The following is a 16,486-nucleotide window of genomic DNA, read 5'->3' on the forward strand; positions in this document are numbered from 1 at the left end:
CCCGATGAGGCCATCAGCCACGCCGCAAAATCACTTCTTCTTACGCGGCCCAGTATTGAATACCGGCACCTTGCGCACCGGCTTGATCGACGGCTCCGCCGGCGCTACCTCACCACTGTCCACCCACTTGCCCAGGTTGCGCTTACCGCCACCACCGGAAGCCTTGGGTTTCTTCGGCTTTTTCGGCTTCTTCACCACCTGCCCGCTGGCATCGGTATCCGGCACACGGTGTTCCGGTTCGAAATCCTGCTCCATATGTCGGGTCAAGGTCTGACGGGTCAGCATCTCGATGGCCGACAGCATGCTCACTTCATCGGCACACACCAGGGAAATCGCTTCGCCTGTGTTGCCCGCGCGGCCGGTACGGCCGATACGGTGGATGTAGTCCTCAGCCACGATCGGCAGGTCGAAGTTGACCACCAGCGGCAGGTCTTCGATATCCAGGCCACGGGCCGCCACGTCGGTGGCCACCAGGATCTGCACATCGCTTGACTTGAAGCGGTCCAGCGCACGCTGGCGGGTCGCCTGTGGCTTGTCGCCGTGGATGCCGTCTGCATTGATGCCCAAGCCCTGCAGTTTATCCACCAGCGCATCCACGCCGTTGCGGGTCTTGGCGAACACCAGCACCTGCTTCCAGCGGCCCTTGCGCATCAGGTGGACAAACAGCTCCGGCTTGCGCTTCTTGTCGACCGGCACCACCCATTGCTTGACGGTATTGGCGGCGACGTTGCGCGGGCTGACTTCGATGCTCAGCGGGTCGTTGAGCATTTGCCCGGCGAGCGTGCGGATTTCATCGGAGAAGGTCGCGGAGAACAGCAGGGTCTGGCGCTTTTTCGGCAGCATGCGGTAAATATTCGCCAGCTCCTCGGAGAAGCCCAGGTCGAGCATGCGGTCGGCTTCGTCGAGCACCAGGGTTTGCAGTTGATTGAGTTTCAGCGCGTTCTGGCGAAACAGGTCGATCAGGCGGCCAGGCGTGGCGACCAGCACGTCGACGCCTTTGCGCAGCTTCATCATCTGCGGGTTGATGCTCACGCCGCCGTACACCGCGTAGGTGGTGAGCGGCAGGTTTTGGGCGTACTCAGCAACGCTGGCGTGAACCTGCTCGGCCAGCTCGCGGGTCGGGCACAGGATCAGCGCACGCGCCGAGTTGGCAGCGACTTTCGGCCCTTCCATGGTCAGCAGTTGCAAGAGCGGCACGGCGAAAGCGGCGGTCTTGCCGGTGCCGGTCTGGGCGGCGGCCATCAGGTCGCGGCCGGCCAGCACCGCCGGAATGGCTTGCGCCTGCACCGGCGTCGGGGTCTGGTAGCCGAGCGTCTCAAGGGCGCGCTGCAAGGGTTCGATCAGGCCAAGTGTGGCGAAAGTCATGTGTTTACCGTAGGGAAAATTCAGCGCCTAAGCGGGTAAAAAGGCGTTATGCGCGGCAGTTTACCTTATTTTCGGCCCAGGCTTTCGCCACTGGGGCAGGCTGATCAACAGCACGGCGCTGATGATCACCAACATGGCCAGTGCCTCCTCGATACCGATGGACTCGCCGACAAACACGATCCCCAACAACACCGCCACTGCCGGGTTGACATACGCATAGCTGGTCGCGGCCGCCGGGCGCACGTGCTTGAGCAGGTACATGTAGGCGTTGAAGGCAATGATCGAACCGAACACCGTCAGGTAGGCCAGGGCCAGCCAGCCTTCCAGCGGCGGCATGGCTTGCAGGTGCTCACCGGACAGCGCACTGCCAATCAACAGCGCCACACCGGCCACCAGCATTTCCGCTGCACTGGCCATGGCGCCCTGGGGCAGCGACAGTTGCCGGCTCCACACCGAACCGAACGCCCACGAGGCAGCGGCAAACAGCAGCAAGGCCGCGCCGATCGGACTCGATTGCAATGTGCTGCCCATGTTGAGCATGGCGATGCCGACAATGCCCAGAATCACCCCCGCCCATTCCAGCCGGGTATTGCGCGCGCCCCAGAAGTAACCACACAGCAAGGTGAACAGCGGCACGGTCGCCACGGCCAGCGCGGCGACCCCGGACGACACGCCCGCATGCTCCGCCAATGTGACACCACCGTTACCGAAGGTGAGCAGCAAAATCCCGATCATCCCGGCAGCTTTCCATTGCGCCCACGTCGGCGCCGGCACCCCGCGCCAGCGCAAAAACGCGTACATCAGCGCACCCGCCGTACAAAACCGAATCCCCGCCAGCAACAGCGGCGGCCAGTACTCCACACCGATCCGGATCACTAGGTAGGTAGACCCCCAAATCACGTACAACGCAAAAAAGGCGGCGATCAACGGTAAGGGAAAGCGACGTGGGCCAGGCATTGGGCAGCTCTGCGGCAGAAAAAGAGAGGCTTATTCTAAAAAGGCAGGCGCATAAACATAAGTTACAAAACCTGTTTAAACCGCCCATACACTTTTCAAAGCATGGTTATGAGGGCTATAAACCATGTTTTCGAAAGCCGCTTAGCGCTGGAGCCTTTTCATGGACAAATACGACCGCATGCTCCTCAGTGCCCTGCTCGAAGACGGCCGCGCCTCCTTCGCGCAACTCGCACGCACGGTCAACCTCTCCGCCCCCGCCGTGGCCGAACGCGTGGCCAAGCTGGAAGCCAGCGGCGTGATCACCGGCTACCAGGCCAAGGTGGATCTGTCCAAAGTGGGTTTGCCGATCCAGTGTGTGATCGAACTGCGCCTGACCAACCATGGCAGCCAGAAGGTGTACGACGCCCTGGCCGAAATCCCCGAACTGACCGAATGCCACCGGGTGACCGGCGACCCGTGCGTCATCATGCAAGCGGCAGTGGGCTCGATGCCGGAGCTGGAGAGTTTGATTAATCGGATAGCGAAGTTCGGGTTCAGCAAGACCTCGATCATTTTGTCGAGCGCGATAGAGCGGCGGGTGCCGTTGGGGCAGTTGGAGGGGAATGGGAAAAGTGGTGGCTGATCCAGCGCCATCGGGGGCAAATCGAATCGTAGCACCGCCCCTCCCACATTTTGAATGTGTTCATCTATTAAGGTGGGAGGGGGCTTGCCCCCGATGGCGTCAGAGGCCGCACTGCAGACTTGAACGCTGAACGATCAAGTCGACAATTTGCTCAAGGGTGGTGATGTGATCCCAATCTGCCTGCGTCGCGCGCAGTTTGAATTGCCACTTGATCTGCATGACGAAGCAAGTCAAATCGTCATCGATGATCTTGAAGTCATGGATGAAATCCGTTTGCTCCGTCACCTGGCTGCGGTCGATGAAGCCGATGATATCGACGAACAGTTGAATGACCTTTTCGCTGATCTCGGCTCGGGTCAGATTACTTTGCATTTCTTGCCTCATAGGCACACTTACCAATACTGATTAGATCAAAGACAGCCAACCCCGCAGCCACGAAGGGAATGCCTCGTCCGATGTAGTCCTTGTTCGTATATGAAGGGCAAGATGTTAAATCGCAGCAAAAGGCGATTGACGGGAGGAGGGGAAATACAGAAAGGTCCGACGGGGCAGCAGGTTGAAGCCTACTGACTATTCAAACAGCGGATAAAAGCCCCCCACAAAGAGCCGCTATTTCAATGGCCAGCAAGACCAATCCCTTTCATGAGCCTCGAAGATGCCCTCGCCCATGCGGCGGACTTGCTGCATTGCGCGGTGAAAACTGCGCACTTGCCGGGAGAGGCGATGAACGCGCAGCAACGGGCGGTGATGCATTTGGTGGAAATGGCAAAGGGGGTGGTGGATCGGGCGCTGGAGTGTGTGCAACCTCGTTGAACCACACATAACGAATGTGGGAGGGGCGGTGCGACGATTCGACTTGCCCCCGATTGCGGTGGGTCAGCTACACATAAGCTGACTGATCCACTGCTATCGGGGGCAAGCCCCCTCCCACATTTGGAGTTTCATTGTTCTTGAAAGCGCGCTCGGGCTCAGAACCCGCGATGCTTCTTCAAATGCTCATTGATCTTCGCCGCCGGCACTTTCTGCAACGAACACAACAAGTCATGGGACAGCTCGCGCAAGCCATGGGTACGCCGCAGTTGCTCGGCCAGGTGCGCCGTCAAGTTAGCCGCCATCTCCGCATCCGCCATGGCCCGGTGCGCCTGGCCGGTGTGGGGCAGTTGGGCGTAGCTGTTGAGGGTGCCGAGTTTATGGTTGGGCGCCGCAGGCATCAGGCGACGGGCCAATAGCAGCGAGCAGGCGAATTTTTGCAGGCGGGTGCGGCGGATCAGGCCCAGTTCGAAGTCCCAGAACTTCTGGTCGAACGCGGCGTTGTGCGCCAGCAGCGGCGTGGTGCCGACGAACTCGTTGACTTCGTTCATCACCCGCTCGGCCGGTGGCGCGCTGCGCAGCATGGCGTTGCTGATGCCGGTGAGCTGTTCGATAAAGCCCGGCACGCGCACACCTGCGTTCATCAGGCTCTGGTAACGGTCCACGATTTGGCCGCGCTCAAGGATGACCACCGCGATTTCCGTGGCCCGGCAGTGGCTGCTCGGGGTGATGCCGGTGGTTTCAAAGTCGATGACCGCTATACGTTCCAAACCTGTTCCAACTCCGTCTAAGCATTTATTTATTGAGCCGCAGCGCTTATTTGAGCAGCAACGCGCCTTCGATCGGCACGTAGCGGCTGGCGGCGCGTATCAGTGAGTTGGCCGTCAGCCCCGGTACGCCGTAGGCCACGGCTTCGACGCCATGCTTGTGGATGATGCGGTCGAGCAGCATGTCGAAGTCACCGTCGCCGGACGCCAACACCACTTCGTCAACGTTAGCGGCGGCGTCCATGATGTCGATAGTGATGCCCACGTCCCAGTCGCCCTTGGCCGAGCCGTCGCTGCGCTGGATGTAGGGCTTGAGCTTCACGGTAAAGCCCAGGTTGCGCAGGATCTGCTGGAATTGCTGCTGCTTGCTGTCGCCACGGTCGATGGCATAGGCATACGCCTCGACGATCTGCCCGCGCGAGCTGATGTCAGCCCACAGGGCCGCGTAGTTGAAGTGACAGCCATACGCCTGGCGCACGGTGTAGTAGAGGTTTTGCACATCGGCGAACACTGCAATTTTCTTCACCGCACTTCCCCATGACTGCCGCTTGGACCCCGGACGCGAAGGTCCGCAAAGGTTGCCAGTATGCCAGTCACGGGAAAGTTTCCGGGAAAAATCAGCCCGGGGCGGCAAAGCGCCCCGGGCCTGGGTGCGTCAGACGAAGGAATCGTCGTCGTCGAAGGAAGAGGAATCGCTATCGGCGAAGCTGTCCGAGGCGTTGTCGCTGCCCCAACTATCATTGCCCGCGAATTTCTGGTCATCGTTGCCCCAGTTGCCGTTGTCACTGGCGGGCGCCGGCTCTTCACGGATGATTTCTTCCACAACCTGCGGCTGTTGCGAGTTGTGATTGAACAGACTGCTGATACCTTGAGCCAGCATCACGCCACCGGCTACGCCTGCGGCGGTTTTCAGGGCGCCACCGAGAAAACCACTGCCGACTGGGGCGGCGGGTTGTTGTGGCTGTTGGTAATTCTGCTGCGGCGCTGCGTAGTTTTGTTGCGGCGCGGGCTGTCCAAAAGCGGGCCGTGCCGGTTCACGCCAGCCGCCGCCCGAAGAGGCCGGAGCGCTCTGTGTCGGTTGTGTATCTCGGGGACCGCCGCCAAAAATACTCGACAGAAAGCCACCACCGCTCGGCGCCGGTTGTGCCGCCTGGGACTTGGCCCGCTGCAGTTCATCCTGCAATTGCTGGATCTGTTGCGCCTGTTGCTTGTTCTGCGCGTCGAGACTCTTGAGCGCGTGTTCCTGCACCAGGATCGACTGGGTCATGTAGTACCCGGCCGCCGGTTGGCGCGTCATATGCTCCTTGATCCGCGCTTCGGCCTGGGCGTCGCGGGGGGCTGAATCCGTTTCGGCTTGTTGCAGCCGTGAAAACAGTCCATCGATCAGGGTTTGCTCTTCGCTGTTCATGGCGACCTCGTTAGATTGCCGGTAGAAATCATGGTCCGGCCTGTGATCAGGCCCGGTCCTCCTAGTTATGGGGGTGTTACCAGTTGTTTCAATGGTCTTTACTCAAGGTTTACGTTTGCTTGCTCACGGCACCTATCGGTTAAAGTGTGCCCCTGCTTTTTTCGGCCTGTGATGACTCTGATGAATCCGTTAGACGTACTGCGCGACTCCTTCCGCTTCACCCGGCACAACCTGGGCGCCATCGTCCAGCTATGCCTGCCGCTGGTGATCCTCGAAGCCCTGCTGCAACAGGTGCTCGACCATACGCTCGGCCCGGACGCATTCCCCGGCTACAGCGTGATAGTGGGGTTGCTGGTGTATCCGCTGTACACCGGCGCGCTGATCCTGTTTCTCGACGCCCGCACCCGTGGCGAATCGCCGCGCACCCAGGATGTGTGGGCCATGGCCCTGGCCCTGTGGCCGCGCTTCGCCCTGCTGACGGCGATGAGCACGCTGCTGATACTGCTCGGGCTGTCGCTGTATTTCCTACCGGGCCTGTGGCTGATGGTGGTGCTCGCGTTTGCCGAGTACCTGCTGGTGCTGCGCGGTATGCCCGCACTGCAGGCGATGAAGGAAAGTTTACGCCTGACCCGTGGGCATTTCTGGCGAATCCTGGTGTGCCTGCTGTGCGTAATGACGCCGCTGTGGCTGCTCAAAGGCGCCAGCATGGCGGCGTATCCCGAGCCCGCGCCGTTGCTGGGGGTGCTGATCGACAGTGCGCACAGCTTCCTGCAGCTGTTTACCAGTGTGGTGCTGTTCCGTTTATTCATGCTGATCGGTGGCGATGCCGACGTGCGGTGATATGCTCGGGGCCACTCCTGACACGCTATAAGCCGAGCCGATGACCCGTTTCTTGCGCATCACCTTGCTGGGCCTGCTGCTTATTGCAGGCCTGCTGACGGCCCTGATCTACAGCCTGACCTGGCGCCCCGCCGACAAGCAAACCCTGCCCGTTAGCTGCATCGCGCCGCGTGCGCCGACCCTGCTGCCCGGGCAGGCGCTCAAGGTGATGACCTGGAACGTGCAGTACCTGGCCGGCAAGAACTACGTGTTCTGGTACGACACCGCCGACGGCAGCGGCCCGGACGACCGCCCCACCGTCGAAGACATGGCCTTCAGCCTCGACGAGGTGGCCCGGGTGATTCGCGACGAACAGCCCGACATCCTGCTGTTGCAGGAACTCGATGAAGGCGCCAAGCCGTCCCACTACCAAGACCAGGTGAAGCTGCTCCAGGAGCGCCTGGCCGACCTCTACCCCTGCAGCGCCCAGGCGTTCGACTGGAAAGCCGACTTTATCCCCAACCTGCATATCTTTGGCAGCGTCGGCCGCAAGCTGGTGACCCTCAGTCGCTACCAGATCGAACACGCCGAACGCCTGCAACTGCCCGTGCCGCACGCCAACTTCATCAGCCGTCAGTTCCAACCCAAACCGGCGTTGCTGCTGACCTACCTACCGCTGAGTGACGGCGGCCAACTGGCGGTGCTCAACACCCGTCTGGAAGGCGACGAGCCGGGTCGTAGTGCGGTGCAGGAACAAGTCCAGGCCACGGTGAAACTACTCGACAAATTCGAGGGCCGCGGGACGCCCTGGTTGATCGGCGGGGATTTCAATGTGCTGCCACTGGGGCAATTCCTGCGCCTGGATGCCGGTAAACGCGGGCAGTATTCGCCAGACAGCGAACTGCATCTGCTGTGGGACAAATACCCGATGATCCCGAGCAACAGCGAATCCAGCGGGATTGATCGTGAGAAGTGGCTGACGCACTTTCCCAATGACCCGAGCCTTGACGGGCCGGATCGCACCGTCGATTACCTGTTCTACAGTTCGCGGATCAAGCGGGTGGAGGCGAAGGTGCGCCAGGCGGATACGTTGCGCATTTCCAACCATTTGCCGGTCATTGCACGGTTTCTGCTGCCGGCCGCGCAGTAACCGCCCCTCCCACATTTGAATCGCTGTCACGCTTACTTTCTGGGTTTGATCCGCGCCGTCGCCTCGGCCACCAACGGGTCATCCGGCCAGTAATGCTTGGGATAGCGCCCCTTCAGATCCTTCTTCACCTCGGCGTAGGTACTGCGCCAGAAGTTCGCCAGATCCTGGGTCACCTGCACCGGCCGTCGTGCCGGTGATAACAGGTGCAACTTGACCACCTGGCGCCCGCCGGCAATGCGCGGTGTATCCGCCAGGCCGAACAATTCCTGCAGGCGCACCGCCAGAATCGGCGGATGCTCGCTGTAGTCCAAACGCACCGAGGAGCCCGACGGCACCTTCAAATGCTGCGGCGCCAGTTCGTCCAGGCGTTGGGGTAGCGGCCAGGGCAACAGGTTGTGCAGGTAGCTGGAAATATCCAGGTTGGCGAAATGGCTGAGGCGCGAGACCTTGCCCAGGTAGGGCATCAGCCAGTGTTCCAGGCTGGCGAGTAAGGCGCTGTCGCTGACGTCGGGCCATTCGCTGGTTTTGCCGGTGTCGAGCTCGCGCAGTAGCCTCACGCGGGCCTGCCATTGGCGCAGTTCCGGGGTCCAGGGCAACAGCTCCAGGCCTTTGCGCCGGACCAGGTTGACCAGCGCCTGGCTGCGCGCATTTTCGTCGAGGCCGCTGAGGGGTTCGCGGCTGAGCACCAGTTCGCCGACTTTGCGTTGGCGTTCGGCGCGCAGCACGCCTTCGCGCTCGTCCCAATCCAATTGATCGACGTTGCGCACTTGTTCGGCGAGCACCGTGTCGAACAGCGTCGGATCAAAATCCGCCGCCAGGTAGATGCGTTCTTCGCGCTGGCCCTGGCGGCTGCCCAGGTCGGCAATCACCAGCCAGGCTTGTTTCATCAGGCTGTCAGCCTCGGCGAAGACTGCGGCGCGGCCATTGGCCAGGCGGTATTCGGCGCCGCCGGGGCGGCGTTGTTGGGCCACGCGGTCGGGATACGCCAACGCCAGCAGCGCACCGAGCCAACGCGGATGTTCGGGGTCGGCCACCGGCTTGGTCGCCTGGCCGCGCAAATAGCCGCGATATTGCCGGGCCAACTGCTTGGCGCGCTGAACACCGCCCTGGGTGCCGCGTGCGCGTTCTTCACCGGACAATAACGCCAGGCGACTGTGCAAATCCGCCCCGCCCCCGCGCAGGATATCGCGCTCGCCCAACAGCGCCGCGACATCACACGCGGTGGCCGCCAGCCCCAAATCCTGCCCACGCAGCAACAGATGGGCGATGCGCGGATGGGCCGGCAGCTCGGCCATCTTCTGGCCGTGGGCGGTCAGTTTGTCGTCATTCAAGGCGCCAAGGCGTTGCAGCAGGTCCTGGGCCTGGGCATACGCGGCAGTGGGCGGCACGTCGAGCCACACCAACTGCGCGGGCGTAACGCCCCAACGCGCCAGTTGCAAGGCCAGCCCGGCGAGGTCGGCCGCGAGGATTTCCGCGCTGCCATAGGCGGCCAGGCCTTCGTGCTGGTCCTCGGACCACAGGCGATAACACACGCCCGGCTCCAGGCGCCCGGCCCGACCGGCACGCTGGGTGGCACTGGCGCGGGAGATGCGCTGGGTGTCGAGGCGAGTCATGCCGCTGCCGGGGTCGAAACGCGGCACACGTGCCAGCCCGGCGTCGATCACCACGCGCACGCCATCGATGGTCAGGCTGGTCTCGGCGATGTTGGTAGCCAGCACCACTTTGCGCTTGCCGGCGGGCGCCGGGTCGATGGCGGCACGCTGGGCGTTCAGGTCGAGTTCGCCATGCAGCGGGCAGAGCAGTACATCGGCGCGATCACCCAGAGCGTCCGCCAGTTGCTGGTTGACCCGGCGGATCTCCGCCTGGCCGGGCAGGAACACCAGCACGCTGCCGGTTTCGTCCTGCAGCGCGTCGAGGATGGTCTGCACCAGGCGCGGCTCGATAAACTCACCGACCTGGTACGGCCGCCCCCAGCGCATCTGCACCGGGAACATGCGCCCTTCGCTGCGCAGGATCGGCGCGTCATCCAACAACGCGGCCAGGCGTTCGCCTTCGAGGGTGGCGGACATCAGCAGGATTTTCAGCGGCTGCTCGTCGCGAAACAGGTCGCGGCCATTCAGGCTCAGGGCCAGCGCCAGGTCGGCGTCGAGGCTGCGCTCGTGGAACTCGTCGAAGATCAGCAGGCCCACGCCGTCCAGCGCCGGGTCGTCCTGCAGGCGGCGGGTGAGGATGCCTTCGGTAACCACTTCGATGCGCGTGTTGGGGCCGACTTTACTGTCGAGGCGGATGCGATAACCGACGGTTTCACCGACCTTTTCCCCCAGCTCGCTGGCCAGGCGCTCGGCGGCGGCGCGCGCGGCCAGGCGTCGCGGTTCGAGCATCAGGATGGTCTGCCCGGCCAGCCAAGGCTCATTCAACAAGGCTAACGGTACGCGGGTGGTTTTACCGGCGCCGGGCGGCGCTTCCAGCACGGCTTCATGGCGATTCGCCAAGGCGTCACGCAAGGCGGGTAAAACATCATCGATCGGCAACGAATTCATACTGGCTCCAAAGCAGAGCGGCGAGTATAACGGCGAACTGTCGGATACCGGTGGTGGTCTCCCGTAGGCGCGAGCCTGCTCGCGAAAAATCACAGAGCACCACGCACATTCAGGCAGCACGCGGTATCGTTAACGTCTTTCGCGAGCAAGCTCGCTCCTACAGTAACTGACAGGAGTTTTTCTCATGCGTATCGCTTCCCGGGTCATCGGCGGTATCGTCGCCGTCACGCTGCTGAGCCAACTGACGGCCTGCGGTTCGATTTTCTACCCTGACCGCCGCGGCCAGATCGACGGCAAGATCGACCCGACGATTGCCGTGCTCGATGCCGTGGGCCTGCTGTTCTACGTGATCCCTGGCCTGATCGCCTTCGGCGTCGACTTCGCCACCGGCGCGATCTACTTCGAACCGGGCAAGACCGCACAAGTCGCCCCGGAGAAACTGCACCAAGCCATCGGCGCCGACGGCAAGGTCGACACGGCCAAGCTGCAGACCATCATCCAGCAGGAAACCGGCCGCACCTTGCCGCTGGACGACCCGCGCATGATCCAGTTCAAGGGCAGCGTGCAACAACTGGCCGCCCTCGGCTTACAACCGTCCGCCTAAGGATCTGATCCACTTATGACCAGCAGTCCCGAACACGCCCGGCTCTTGCGCCTGGCCACCCGCGCTTCGGTTGGCGTGGCCTCTGTGCTGATTGTGACCAAGGGCATCGCCTGGTGGCTCAGCGGCTCGGTGAGCATGCTCGCCGGGTTGACCGACTCACTGCTCGATGGCGTCACCTCACTGCTCAACCTACTGGCAGTGCATTACGCCCTGCGCCCGGCCGATGACGATCACCGTTATGGGCATGGCAAGGCGGAGTCGCTGGCCGGTATGGCGCAGGCATTGTTTATCGCCGGCAGTGCGGTGCTGATTGCGCTGCAGGCATTTGAACGGATCAAGCATCCCGAGCCCGTGGGGGCGCCGTGGCTGAGCATTGGGGTGATTATTTTGTCCCTGGCGCTGACCGTGGCCCTGCTGGTCCTGCAACACCACGTGGTGCGGGAAACCGGCTCAAGCGCCGTGCGCGCCGACTCGCTGCACTACCGCTCGGACTTGCTGCTCAATGGCAGCATTTTGATTGCGCTGGTCTTGGCCGGTTTCGGTTTCCATCAGATCGACGCCTGGTTTGGCCTGGGCATCGCGGCCTACATTCTGTGGAGCGCGATCCAGATCGCCCGGGAAAGTTTTGCCGTGTTGATGGACGAAGAACTGCCGCCGGACGTCAGCCAGCACATGCTGGAATTGGCCCGTGGCGTACCCGGCGTGCTGGGCGCCCACGACTTGCGCACGCGGATCTCCGGCAACCACTGGTTTGTGCAGTTGCACCTGGAATTGCCGGGAGAGTTGACGCTGTCTGTCGCCCACGGCATCAGCGACCAGGCCGCCGATGCCATTCACGCTGCCTACCCACGGGCCGAAGTGCTGGTACACGCCGACCCGTTGGACGTGGTGAGCGGCGCCCAGGCCTAGTACTGCACCTGGTAGCCGCGACTGCTCAAGCAGTTGCCCTGGGCCTGGCGGTAGGTTTGCACCACTGCCGGGTCCGGGGCGTAGGTGACCGCTTGCGGGTCAAAGCCACTTTGCTGCACAGCCCAGCGATAACAGTCGTAACCATCCTGCTGCACCTGCGCCGGTGACTGGCCGTTGGCGGGATAGGCCACCACGTCATAGCCATTGCCCTGGGGCGCCGGCTGCGGTGCCGGTACCGCGGTCGGCGGTTCCACCACCACGTACTGCTGGGAACTGCTTTCGTAGGTGTAATAGGCACCCGCCGCGAGGAAGAACAGCGCGCTGCCCACCCACACTTCGCGCGCGTAGTCCGGCAGGTAATGCACGCGAATGCCATACGGCGGCGCCACCACCACATAGCGCGGGCCTTGCGGGCGATACCAGTAGCCGCCGGAGAAGAAATAATCCTGACCACGGTAAGGCACACGGTAATTACGCTCGGGAAAGCGATCCACCATATAGCCCGGGCGATATTGCGGACCGGGGCCCCAACCGTTGCCGTGCCCATCGGGACGACCTGGCCAGCGATTATCACCGGGACGCCCATTGTGGTAGCCGCCGTCGTTGTTGCCTGGACGTGAACCGGGGCCGCCCGCCTCCCAATGTTGATTGCCGTCGTTGCGGCGCGGGATGTCGCGGTAGTAACCCTGGCGCGGCTCCTGGGTCTGGCGCACGGTATCGGGGCGACCCTGGATCGGCAGGCTGTTCGATGGTTGTGGCTGCGGCGCCGGGCGACCCGGCTCATTGCCCTGTGGCCGGCCTTGCCCCTGACCGCCGCCGTTCGGCCCACCGCGATCAAAATGCGGGTTCTCCGGGCGCGGTTGATTGTTCTCAGGCCGTGACGGCGCGGTCTGCGGACGCGGCTGATTATTCTCGGGCCGCCCGCCACCTTCAGGGCCGCGTTCATGCTGCCCGCCGCCGCCCTGCGGCCGCTGCCCCTGGCCCTGACCGGGTGAATTATCACGTTCGTCGGCCGTTACCTGCGCGCTGACGCTGACCACCAGCAAACCAACACCTGCCATTCGCCAGATGCGCTTCATGCTCTTCCTCACTGCGGTTTAGGGCTTATCAATGAGACTGGAAAAGCCTCGCCCGGTTCTGGCACAGGTTATCAGTCACGAGAACAATTTTCTTAAGGCAAAAAGAAAGGGGCGACCCGTCGGCCACCCCTTGAGAACTTCGTCCGGGCTCAACGCTTATGACGTTGGCTCACCTCACGCCGTCTTGTGGACAGTGTGCAGCCTGGAGGCCGGCTCAACCCTGCTGGGGTGGCGGCCGCAGCGGGCCTGATTGGGCGAGCTGCTGTGGACTATGTCCAGGCGGTGATTCTGTTGGTAATCATAGGCGCAGCGCTCCGGCAGATGATTGCGAAGATTGCGTCAATAAACAGTGCTTGCGCAATTTTTAACCCTTAAGGGATAATTCACCGCAATAGTTACGACAAAGGCCAGCCCCATGAGCAAACTTGACCGATACGACCTGAGTATTTTGGCGGAATTGCAGCGCGACGCGAGGATCTCCAACCAGGAGTTGGCCGAGCGTATCGGGCTGTCGCCGTCGCCCTGCTCGCGCCGGGTCAAGCAATTGGAGGACGACGGCTACATCGCCCGCCAGGTCGCCCTGCTCGACCGCAAGATGCTCGGCCTGAGCCTCACCGCCTACGTGCTGATCGGCATGGACCGACACACCCCCGAGCGCTTCGAGAACTTCGAAGCGGCCATCCGCACCCTGCCCCAGGTGCTGGAATGCAGCCTGGTGACCGGGATGGATGCCGACTATCAATTGAAAGTCGTGGTGCCGGACATGGATCACTACCAGAAGCTGCTGCTGGGCCACCTGACCCGCATTGAAGGCGTCACCAGCGTGCGTTCGAGCTTTGTGCTGAACCAGGTGCTCAACAGCACCGAGTTACCACTGACCCACCTGCGCACTTAAGATCGGTGAAGGTCAAATGTGGGAGGGGGATTTAAGTCTGCCTGCGACGCACCGACGCAGGTCAATGCCTAGCCCGAGCACTGCCGTATACTTGCCGCCTGCCCCGTCGGAAGAAACCAATGAACTCGATTGACCCCGCGCTATTTGAAGAATGGATGATGACCGGTCTGGTCACGATCCTGATCATTTTCATGGGCTTTATCGTCTGGGACCTGGCGAAGAAATCCAAGGCTGGGCGTTTCGGCTCGTTCATCCTGTTTTTCGTGCTGGGCCTGGGCGTGGCCGCGTTCGTCATCAAGAGCGTGGTGATCGGCCTGATCGAGTCCGGCGCCTTATAAGCGCGCCGGTACGGCCTTCCATTGGCCCTGATCCAGGCCGTCGATGGACCACTCGCCAATCCGCACGCGCACCAGGCGCAAGGTGGGCAACCCCACCGCCGCCGTCATGCGCCGCACTTGGCGGTTTCGCCCTTCACGAATCACCAACTCCAACCAGTGGGTCGGCACGCTTTTGCGAAAGCGCACCGGCGGGTTGCGTGGCCATAACTCAGGCTCGTCCAACCGCCGGGCTTCGGCGGGCAAGGTCATGCCGTCGTTGAGTTGCACACCGTCGCGCAGGCGTTGCAGTTGTTCTTCAGTGGGTTCGCCTTCCACCTGCACCCAGTAGGTTTTCGCCAACTTGTGCTTGGGGTCGGCAATGCGCGCCTGCAATTGGCCATCGTTGGTCAACAACAACAGGCCTTCGCTGTCACGGTCCAGGCGGCCCGCCGGGTAGATGCCGGGGATGTCGATAAAATCCTTGAGGGTCGCCCGCCCGCCTTCGTCGCTGAACTGGGTCAGTACGTCGAACGGTTTATTGAACAGGATCAGCTTCGGCTCGGCCGGTGGCGCCTTGGCGACGCGACGAGCTGCGGAATACGGGGCTTTCACGCCAGGGCGGCGCGAATCGGGACGGGTGGGACGGGACATGGCGAAGGAACATCTAACGGTCAGGACCGACAATGCTAGTGGCCTGACCGCTAAATGACCATCCCAACCGCTTAGCGGAACGGCGGCTCGTCGAAGCTGCGCAGTTTGCGCGAGTGCAGCGAGTTGAGCTCGGTGCGCAACAGGTCGACCGCCTCGATGCCGATCTTCAAGTGCTGGCTGACCGCCCGCTCATAGAACGCGTTGGCCGAGCCCGGCAGCTTGATCTCGCTGTGCAACGGCTTGTCCGACACGCATAACAAGGTCCCGTAGGGCACACGCAAACGGTAGCCCTGGGCGGCGATGGTGCCGCTTTCCATGTCCACGGCGACGGCGCGGGACAGGTTGATCAGCGGACGCTCCTGGGCCCAGCGCAGTTCCCAGTTGCGGTCGTCGTAGGTCAGCACGGTACCGGTGCGCAGGCGTTTTTTCAGTTCTTCGCCCTTTTCGCCGGTGACGTTGGCCGCCGCTTGCTGCAAGGCCATTTGCACTTCGGCCAGGGCCGGAATCGGAATGTTCGGCGGCACCACGCGGTCGAGAATGCCATCGCGGCGCATATAGGCGTGAGCCAGGACGTAGTCGCCGATGGTCTGGGATTGGCGCAGGCCGCCGCAGTGGCCGATCATCAGCCAGCAATGCGGACGCAGCACGGCCAGGTGATCGGTGATGTTCTTGGCGTTGGACGGGCCGACGCCGATGTTGACCAGCGTCACGCCGTGACCGTCAATGGCCTGCAGGTGGTAGGCCGGCATCTGGTAACGGTGCCAGACCACGCCTGCGGCAATGGCGGACGCTTCGCCGTGATCCATGCTCTTGTCGATGATCACATTGCCCGGCAGCACCATGCGGATAAAACGCGGGTCGCTGCGCAATTGCTCCAGGCCATGCAGGATGAACTGGTCGACATAGCGGTGGTAGTTGGTCAGCAGAATCCACGGCTGCACATGGCGCCAGTCGCTGCCGGTGTAATGCACCAGGCGGCGCAGGGAAAAGTCCACGCGGGCCGCATCGAACAGGGCCAGGGGCAGCGGGTCGGTGTTTTCCCAGTCGTACAGGCCGTCGGCGATGCCATCGGTGGCGGCCGACAGGTCGGTGCTGGGGAACACACGGGCCAGGGTCGCGGCGGTCACGCCGGAGCCGGCCAGTTCGTCGCCCTGCTCGACCACATAGGGGTAAGGAATATTCTGCTGGCTGACGCCGACTTCCACCGTCACGGTGAAGTCGTGCATCAACGGCACCAATTGTTCCAGCAGGTATTTACGGAACGCCGACGGATGGGTGACGGTTACGCTGTAAGTCCCCGGCAGTTGGACCTTGGCATATGCCCGGGTGGTCTGTGGGACTTCGCCGTGGCACTGGTAAGTCAGGCGCAGCTCCGGGTAGCGAAACATCGCGCGTTGTTCGGCGTCGGGCTCGACGCGGTCCTTGAGGTATTGCTTGAGGGCTTGATTGAGCGCGCCGGTAGCACGCTCATGCAGAGCCGCCAGCCGGTCGACGGCTTCTTCGGCGGTTTGAACGACAACAAAAGCTTCGGTCACGGTAAGCATCCTGTGTGCTGACTTGCAGACCGTTATCTTGCCTGTATCCCTGTCAGAC

17 protein-coding genes and 1 pseudogene are annotated in these 16,486 nt (G+C 62.4%); 8 read left to right on the forward strand and 10 right to left on the reverse strand.

The features are described 5' to 3' along the window. Positions 1–30: 30 nt before the first annotated feature. Both rhlE1 and yedA read right to left on the reverse strand, forming a co-directional pair. Positions 31–1,365 (reverse strand): RNA helicase RhlE1, encoded by a 1,335-nt coding sequence (rhlE1, locus tag U5A08_RS25805; RefSeq protein ID WP_321849098.1) that lies wholly within the window; start codon positions 1,363–1,365, stop codon positions 31–33. 60 nt (positions 1,366–1,425) lie between these two features. Further along, positions 1,426–2,322, reverse strand: coding sequence for a drug/metabolite exporter YedA (yedA, locus tag U5A08_RS25810; RefSeq protein ID WP_321849100.1), 897 nt, complete (start codon positions 2,320–2,322; stop codon positions 1,426–1,428). A 160-nt stretch (positions 2,323–2,482) separates the two neighbouring features. On the opposite strand from yedA, the gene U5A08_RS25815 reads away from it, so the two are divergent. After that, positions 2,483–2,944 carry an Lrp/AsnC family transcriptional regulator gene (locus U5A08_RS25815; protein WP_247405006.1) on the forward strand — a complete coding sequence of 154 codons (462 nt, stop codon included), beginning with the start codon at positions 2,483–2,485 and terminating at the stop codon, positions 2,942–2,944. Positions 2,945–3,043: 99 nt separating this feature from the next. Here U5A08_RS25815 and U5A08_RS25820 read toward each other — a convergent pair whose 3' ends face one another. After that, positions 3,044–3,316, reverse strand: coding sequence for an acyl carrier protein (locus U5A08_RS25820; protein ID WP_253399359.1), 273 nt, complete (start codon positions 3,314–3,316; stop codon positions 3,044–3,046). 270 nt (positions 3,317–3,586) lie between these two features. Here U5A08_RS25820 and U5A08_RS25825 point away from each other — a divergent pair. Beyond that, positions 3,587–3,757: pseudogene (locus tag U5A08_RS25825) on the forward strand (DUF3077 domain-containing protein); the annotation flags it as partial. Positions 3,758–3,912: 155 nt separating this feature from the next. On the opposite strand, the gene U5A08_RS25830 reads toward U5A08_RS25825, so the two are convergent. From U5A08_RS25830 to U5A08_RS25840, 3 genes are all read right to left on the reverse strand, one after another. Then, entirely contained in the window at positions 3,913–4,524 is a 612-nt protein-coding gene (locus U5A08_RS25830) for a 3'-5' exonuclease (protein ID WP_253399361.1), read from the reverse strand. A gap of 46 nt (positions 4,525–4,570) precedes the next feature. Next, the gene (locus U5A08_RS25835) at positions 4,571–5,047 is read right to left on the reverse strand and encodes a LabA-like NYN domain-containing protein (RefSeq protein WP_017848308.1); all 477 of its coding nucleotides are present in this window, start codon (positions 5,045–5,047) and stop codon (positions 4,571–4,573) included. A gap of 129 nt (positions 5,048–5,176) precedes the next feature. Next, positions 5,177–5,929: a DUF2076 domain-containing protein gene (locus U5A08_RS25840; protein WP_253399363.1), complete on the reverse strand. Its 753-nt coding sequence runs from the start codon at positions 5,927–5,929 to the stop codon at positions 5,177–5,179. Positions 5,930–6,109: 180 nt separating this feature from the next. On the opposite strand from U5A08_RS25840, the gene U5A08_RS25845 reads away from it, so the two are divergent. Together U5A08_RS25845 and U5A08_RS25850 are read left to right on the forward strand one after the other, a co-directional pair. Next, on the forward strand, positions 6,110–6,769 hold the full coding sequence (locus U5A08_RS25845; protein ID WP_253399365.1) for a DUF7847 domain-containing protein: 660 nt from the start codon (positions 6,110–6,112) through the stop codon (positions 6,767–6,769). 40 nt (positions 6,770–6,809) lie between these two features. Next, positions 6,810–7,898 (forward strand): endonuclease/exonuclease/phosphatase family protein, encoded by a 1,089-nt coding sequence (locus U5A08_RS25850; RefSeq protein WP_253399374.1) that lies wholly within the window; start codon positions 6,810–6,812, stop codon positions 7,896–7,898. Between the two features lie 32 nt (positions 7,899–7,930). On the opposite strand, the gene hrpB is transcribed toward U5A08_RS25850, so the two are convergent. Continuing rightward, complete coding sequence (hrpB, locus tag U5A08_RS25855; RefSeq protein WP_253399376.1) at positions 7,931–10,438, reverse strand: ATP-dependent helicase HrpB; 2,508 nt, start codon at positions 10,436–10,438, stop codon at positions 7,931–7,933. A 184-nt stretch (positions 10,439–10,622) separates the two neighbouring features. Between hrpB and U5A08_RS25860 the strand changes: the two genes are divergently transcribed. Both U5A08_RS25860 and U5A08_RS25865 read left to right on the forward strand, forming a co-directional pair. Next, positions 10,623–11,042: a periplasmic Zn2+ metallochaperone PmcY gene (locus U5A08_RS25860; protein WP_253399378.1), complete on the forward strand. Its 420-nt coding sequence runs from the start codon at positions 10,623–10,625 to the stop codon at positions 11,040–11,042. Between the two features lie 15 nt (positions 11,043–11,057). Then, entirely contained in the window at positions 11,058–11,951 is an 894-nt protein-coding gene (locus U5A08_RS25865; protein WP_321849101.1) for a cation diffusion facilitator family transporter, read from the forward strand. On the opposite strand, the gene U5A08_RS25870 is transcribed toward U5A08_RS25865, so the two are convergent. Continuing rightward, entirely contained in the window at positions 11,948–13,030 is a 1,083-nt protein-coding gene (locus U5A08_RS25870; protein WP_321849102.1) for a DUF6515 family protein, read from the reverse strand. The genes U5A08_RS25865 and U5A08_RS25870 overlap by 4 nt on opposite strands. 415 nt (positions 13,031–13,445) lie before the next feature. On the opposite strand from U5A08_RS25870, the gene U5A08_RS25875 reads away from it, so the two are divergent. After that, positions 13,446–13,925: an Lrp/AsnC family transcriptional regulator gene (locus tag U5A08_RS25875; RefSeq protein ID WP_003194418.1), complete on the forward strand. Its 480-nt coding sequence runs from the start codon at positions 13,446–13,448 to the stop codon at positions 13,923–13,925. Between the two features lie 128 nt (positions 13,926–14,053). After that, the gene (locus tag U5A08_RS25880; protein WP_026140189.1) at positions 14,054–14,263 is read left to right on the forward strand and encodes a DUF2788 domain-containing protein; all 210 of its coding nucleotides are present in this window, start codon (positions 14,054–14,056) and stop codon (positions 14,261–14,263) included. Here U5A08_RS25880 and U5A08_RS25885 read toward each other — a convergent pair. Together U5A08_RS25885 and amn are read right to left on the reverse strand one after the other, a co-directional pair. Then, positions 14,258–14,893 (reverse strand): pseudouridine synthase, encoded by a 636-nt coding sequence (locus tag U5A08_RS25885; protein WP_321849104.1) that lies wholly within the window; start codon positions 14,891–14,893, stop codon positions 14,258–14,260. The genes U5A08_RS25880 and U5A08_RS25885 overlap by 6 nt on opposite strands. 71 nt (positions 14,894–14,964) lie before the next feature. Then, entirely contained in the window at positions 14,965–16,437 is a 1,473-nt protein-coding gene (gene amn / locus U5A08_RS25890; protein WP_321849105.1) for an AMP nucleosidase, read from the reverse strand. Between the last annotated feature and the right edge of the window lie 49 nt (positions 16,438–16,486).

Source organism: Pseudomonas paraveronii, from assembly GCF_963681955.1.
GTDB lineage: Bacteria > Pseudomonadota > Gammaproteobacteria > Pseudomonadales > Pseudomonadaceae > Aquipseudomonas > Aquipseudomonas paraveronii.

Coding starts and splice junctions, on each gene's coding strand:
- rhlE1 (WP_321849098.1), bottom strand. CDS start 1,365: ATGACTTTCGCCACACTTGGCCTGATCGAACCCTTGCAGCGCGCCCTT.
- U5A08_RS25860 (WP_253399378.1), top strand. CDS start 10,623: ATGCGTATCGCTTCCCGGGTCATCGGCGGTATCGTCGCCGTCACGCTG.
- U5A08_RS25845 (WP_253399365.1), top strand. CDS start 6,110: ATGAATCCGTTAGACGTACTGCGCGACTCCTTCCGCTTCACCCGGCAC.
- U5A08_RS25840 (WP_253399363.1), bottom strand. CDS start 5,929: ATGAACAGCGAAGAGCAAACCCTGATCGATGGACTGTTTTCACGGCTG.
- amn (WP_321849105.1), bottom strand. CDS start 16,437: ATGCTTACCGTGACCGAAGCTTTTGTTGTCGTTCAAACCGCCGAAGAA.
- U5A08_RS25820 (WP_253399359.1), bottom strand. CDS start 3,316: ATGCAAAGTAATCTGACCCGAGCCGAGATCAGCGAAAAGGTCATTCAA.
- U5A08_RS25815 (WP_247405006.1), top strand. CDS start 2,483: ATGGACAAATACGACCGCATGCTCCTCAGTGCCCTGCTCGAAGACGGC.
- U5A08_RS25875 (WP_003194418.1), top strand. CDS start 13,446: ATGAGCAAACTTGACCGATACGACCTGAGTATTTTGGCGGAATTGCAG.
- yedA (WP_321849100.1), bottom strand. CDS start 2,322: ATGCCTGGCCCACGTCGCTTTCCCTTACCGTTGATCGCCGCCTTTTTT.
- hrpB (WP_253399376.1), bottom strand. CDS start 10,438: ATGAATTCGTTGCCGATCGATGATGTTTTACCCGCCTTGCGTGACGCC.
- U5A08_RS25850 (WP_253399374.1), top strand. CDS start 6,810: ATGACCCGTTTCTTGCGCATCACCTTGCTGGGCCTGCTGCTTATTGCA.
- U5A08_RS25870 (WP_321849102.1), bottom strand. CDS start 13,030: ATGAAGCGCATCTGGCGAATGGCAGGTGTTGGTTTGCTGGTGGTCAGC.
- U5A08_RS25865 (WP_321849101.1), top strand. CDS start 11,058: ATGACCAGCAGTCCCGAACACGCCCGGCTCTTGCGCCTGGCCACCCGC.
- U5A08_RS25885 (WP_321849104.1), bottom strand. CDS start 14,893: ATGTCCCGTCCCACCCGTCCCGATTCGCGCCGCCCTGGCGTGAAAGCC.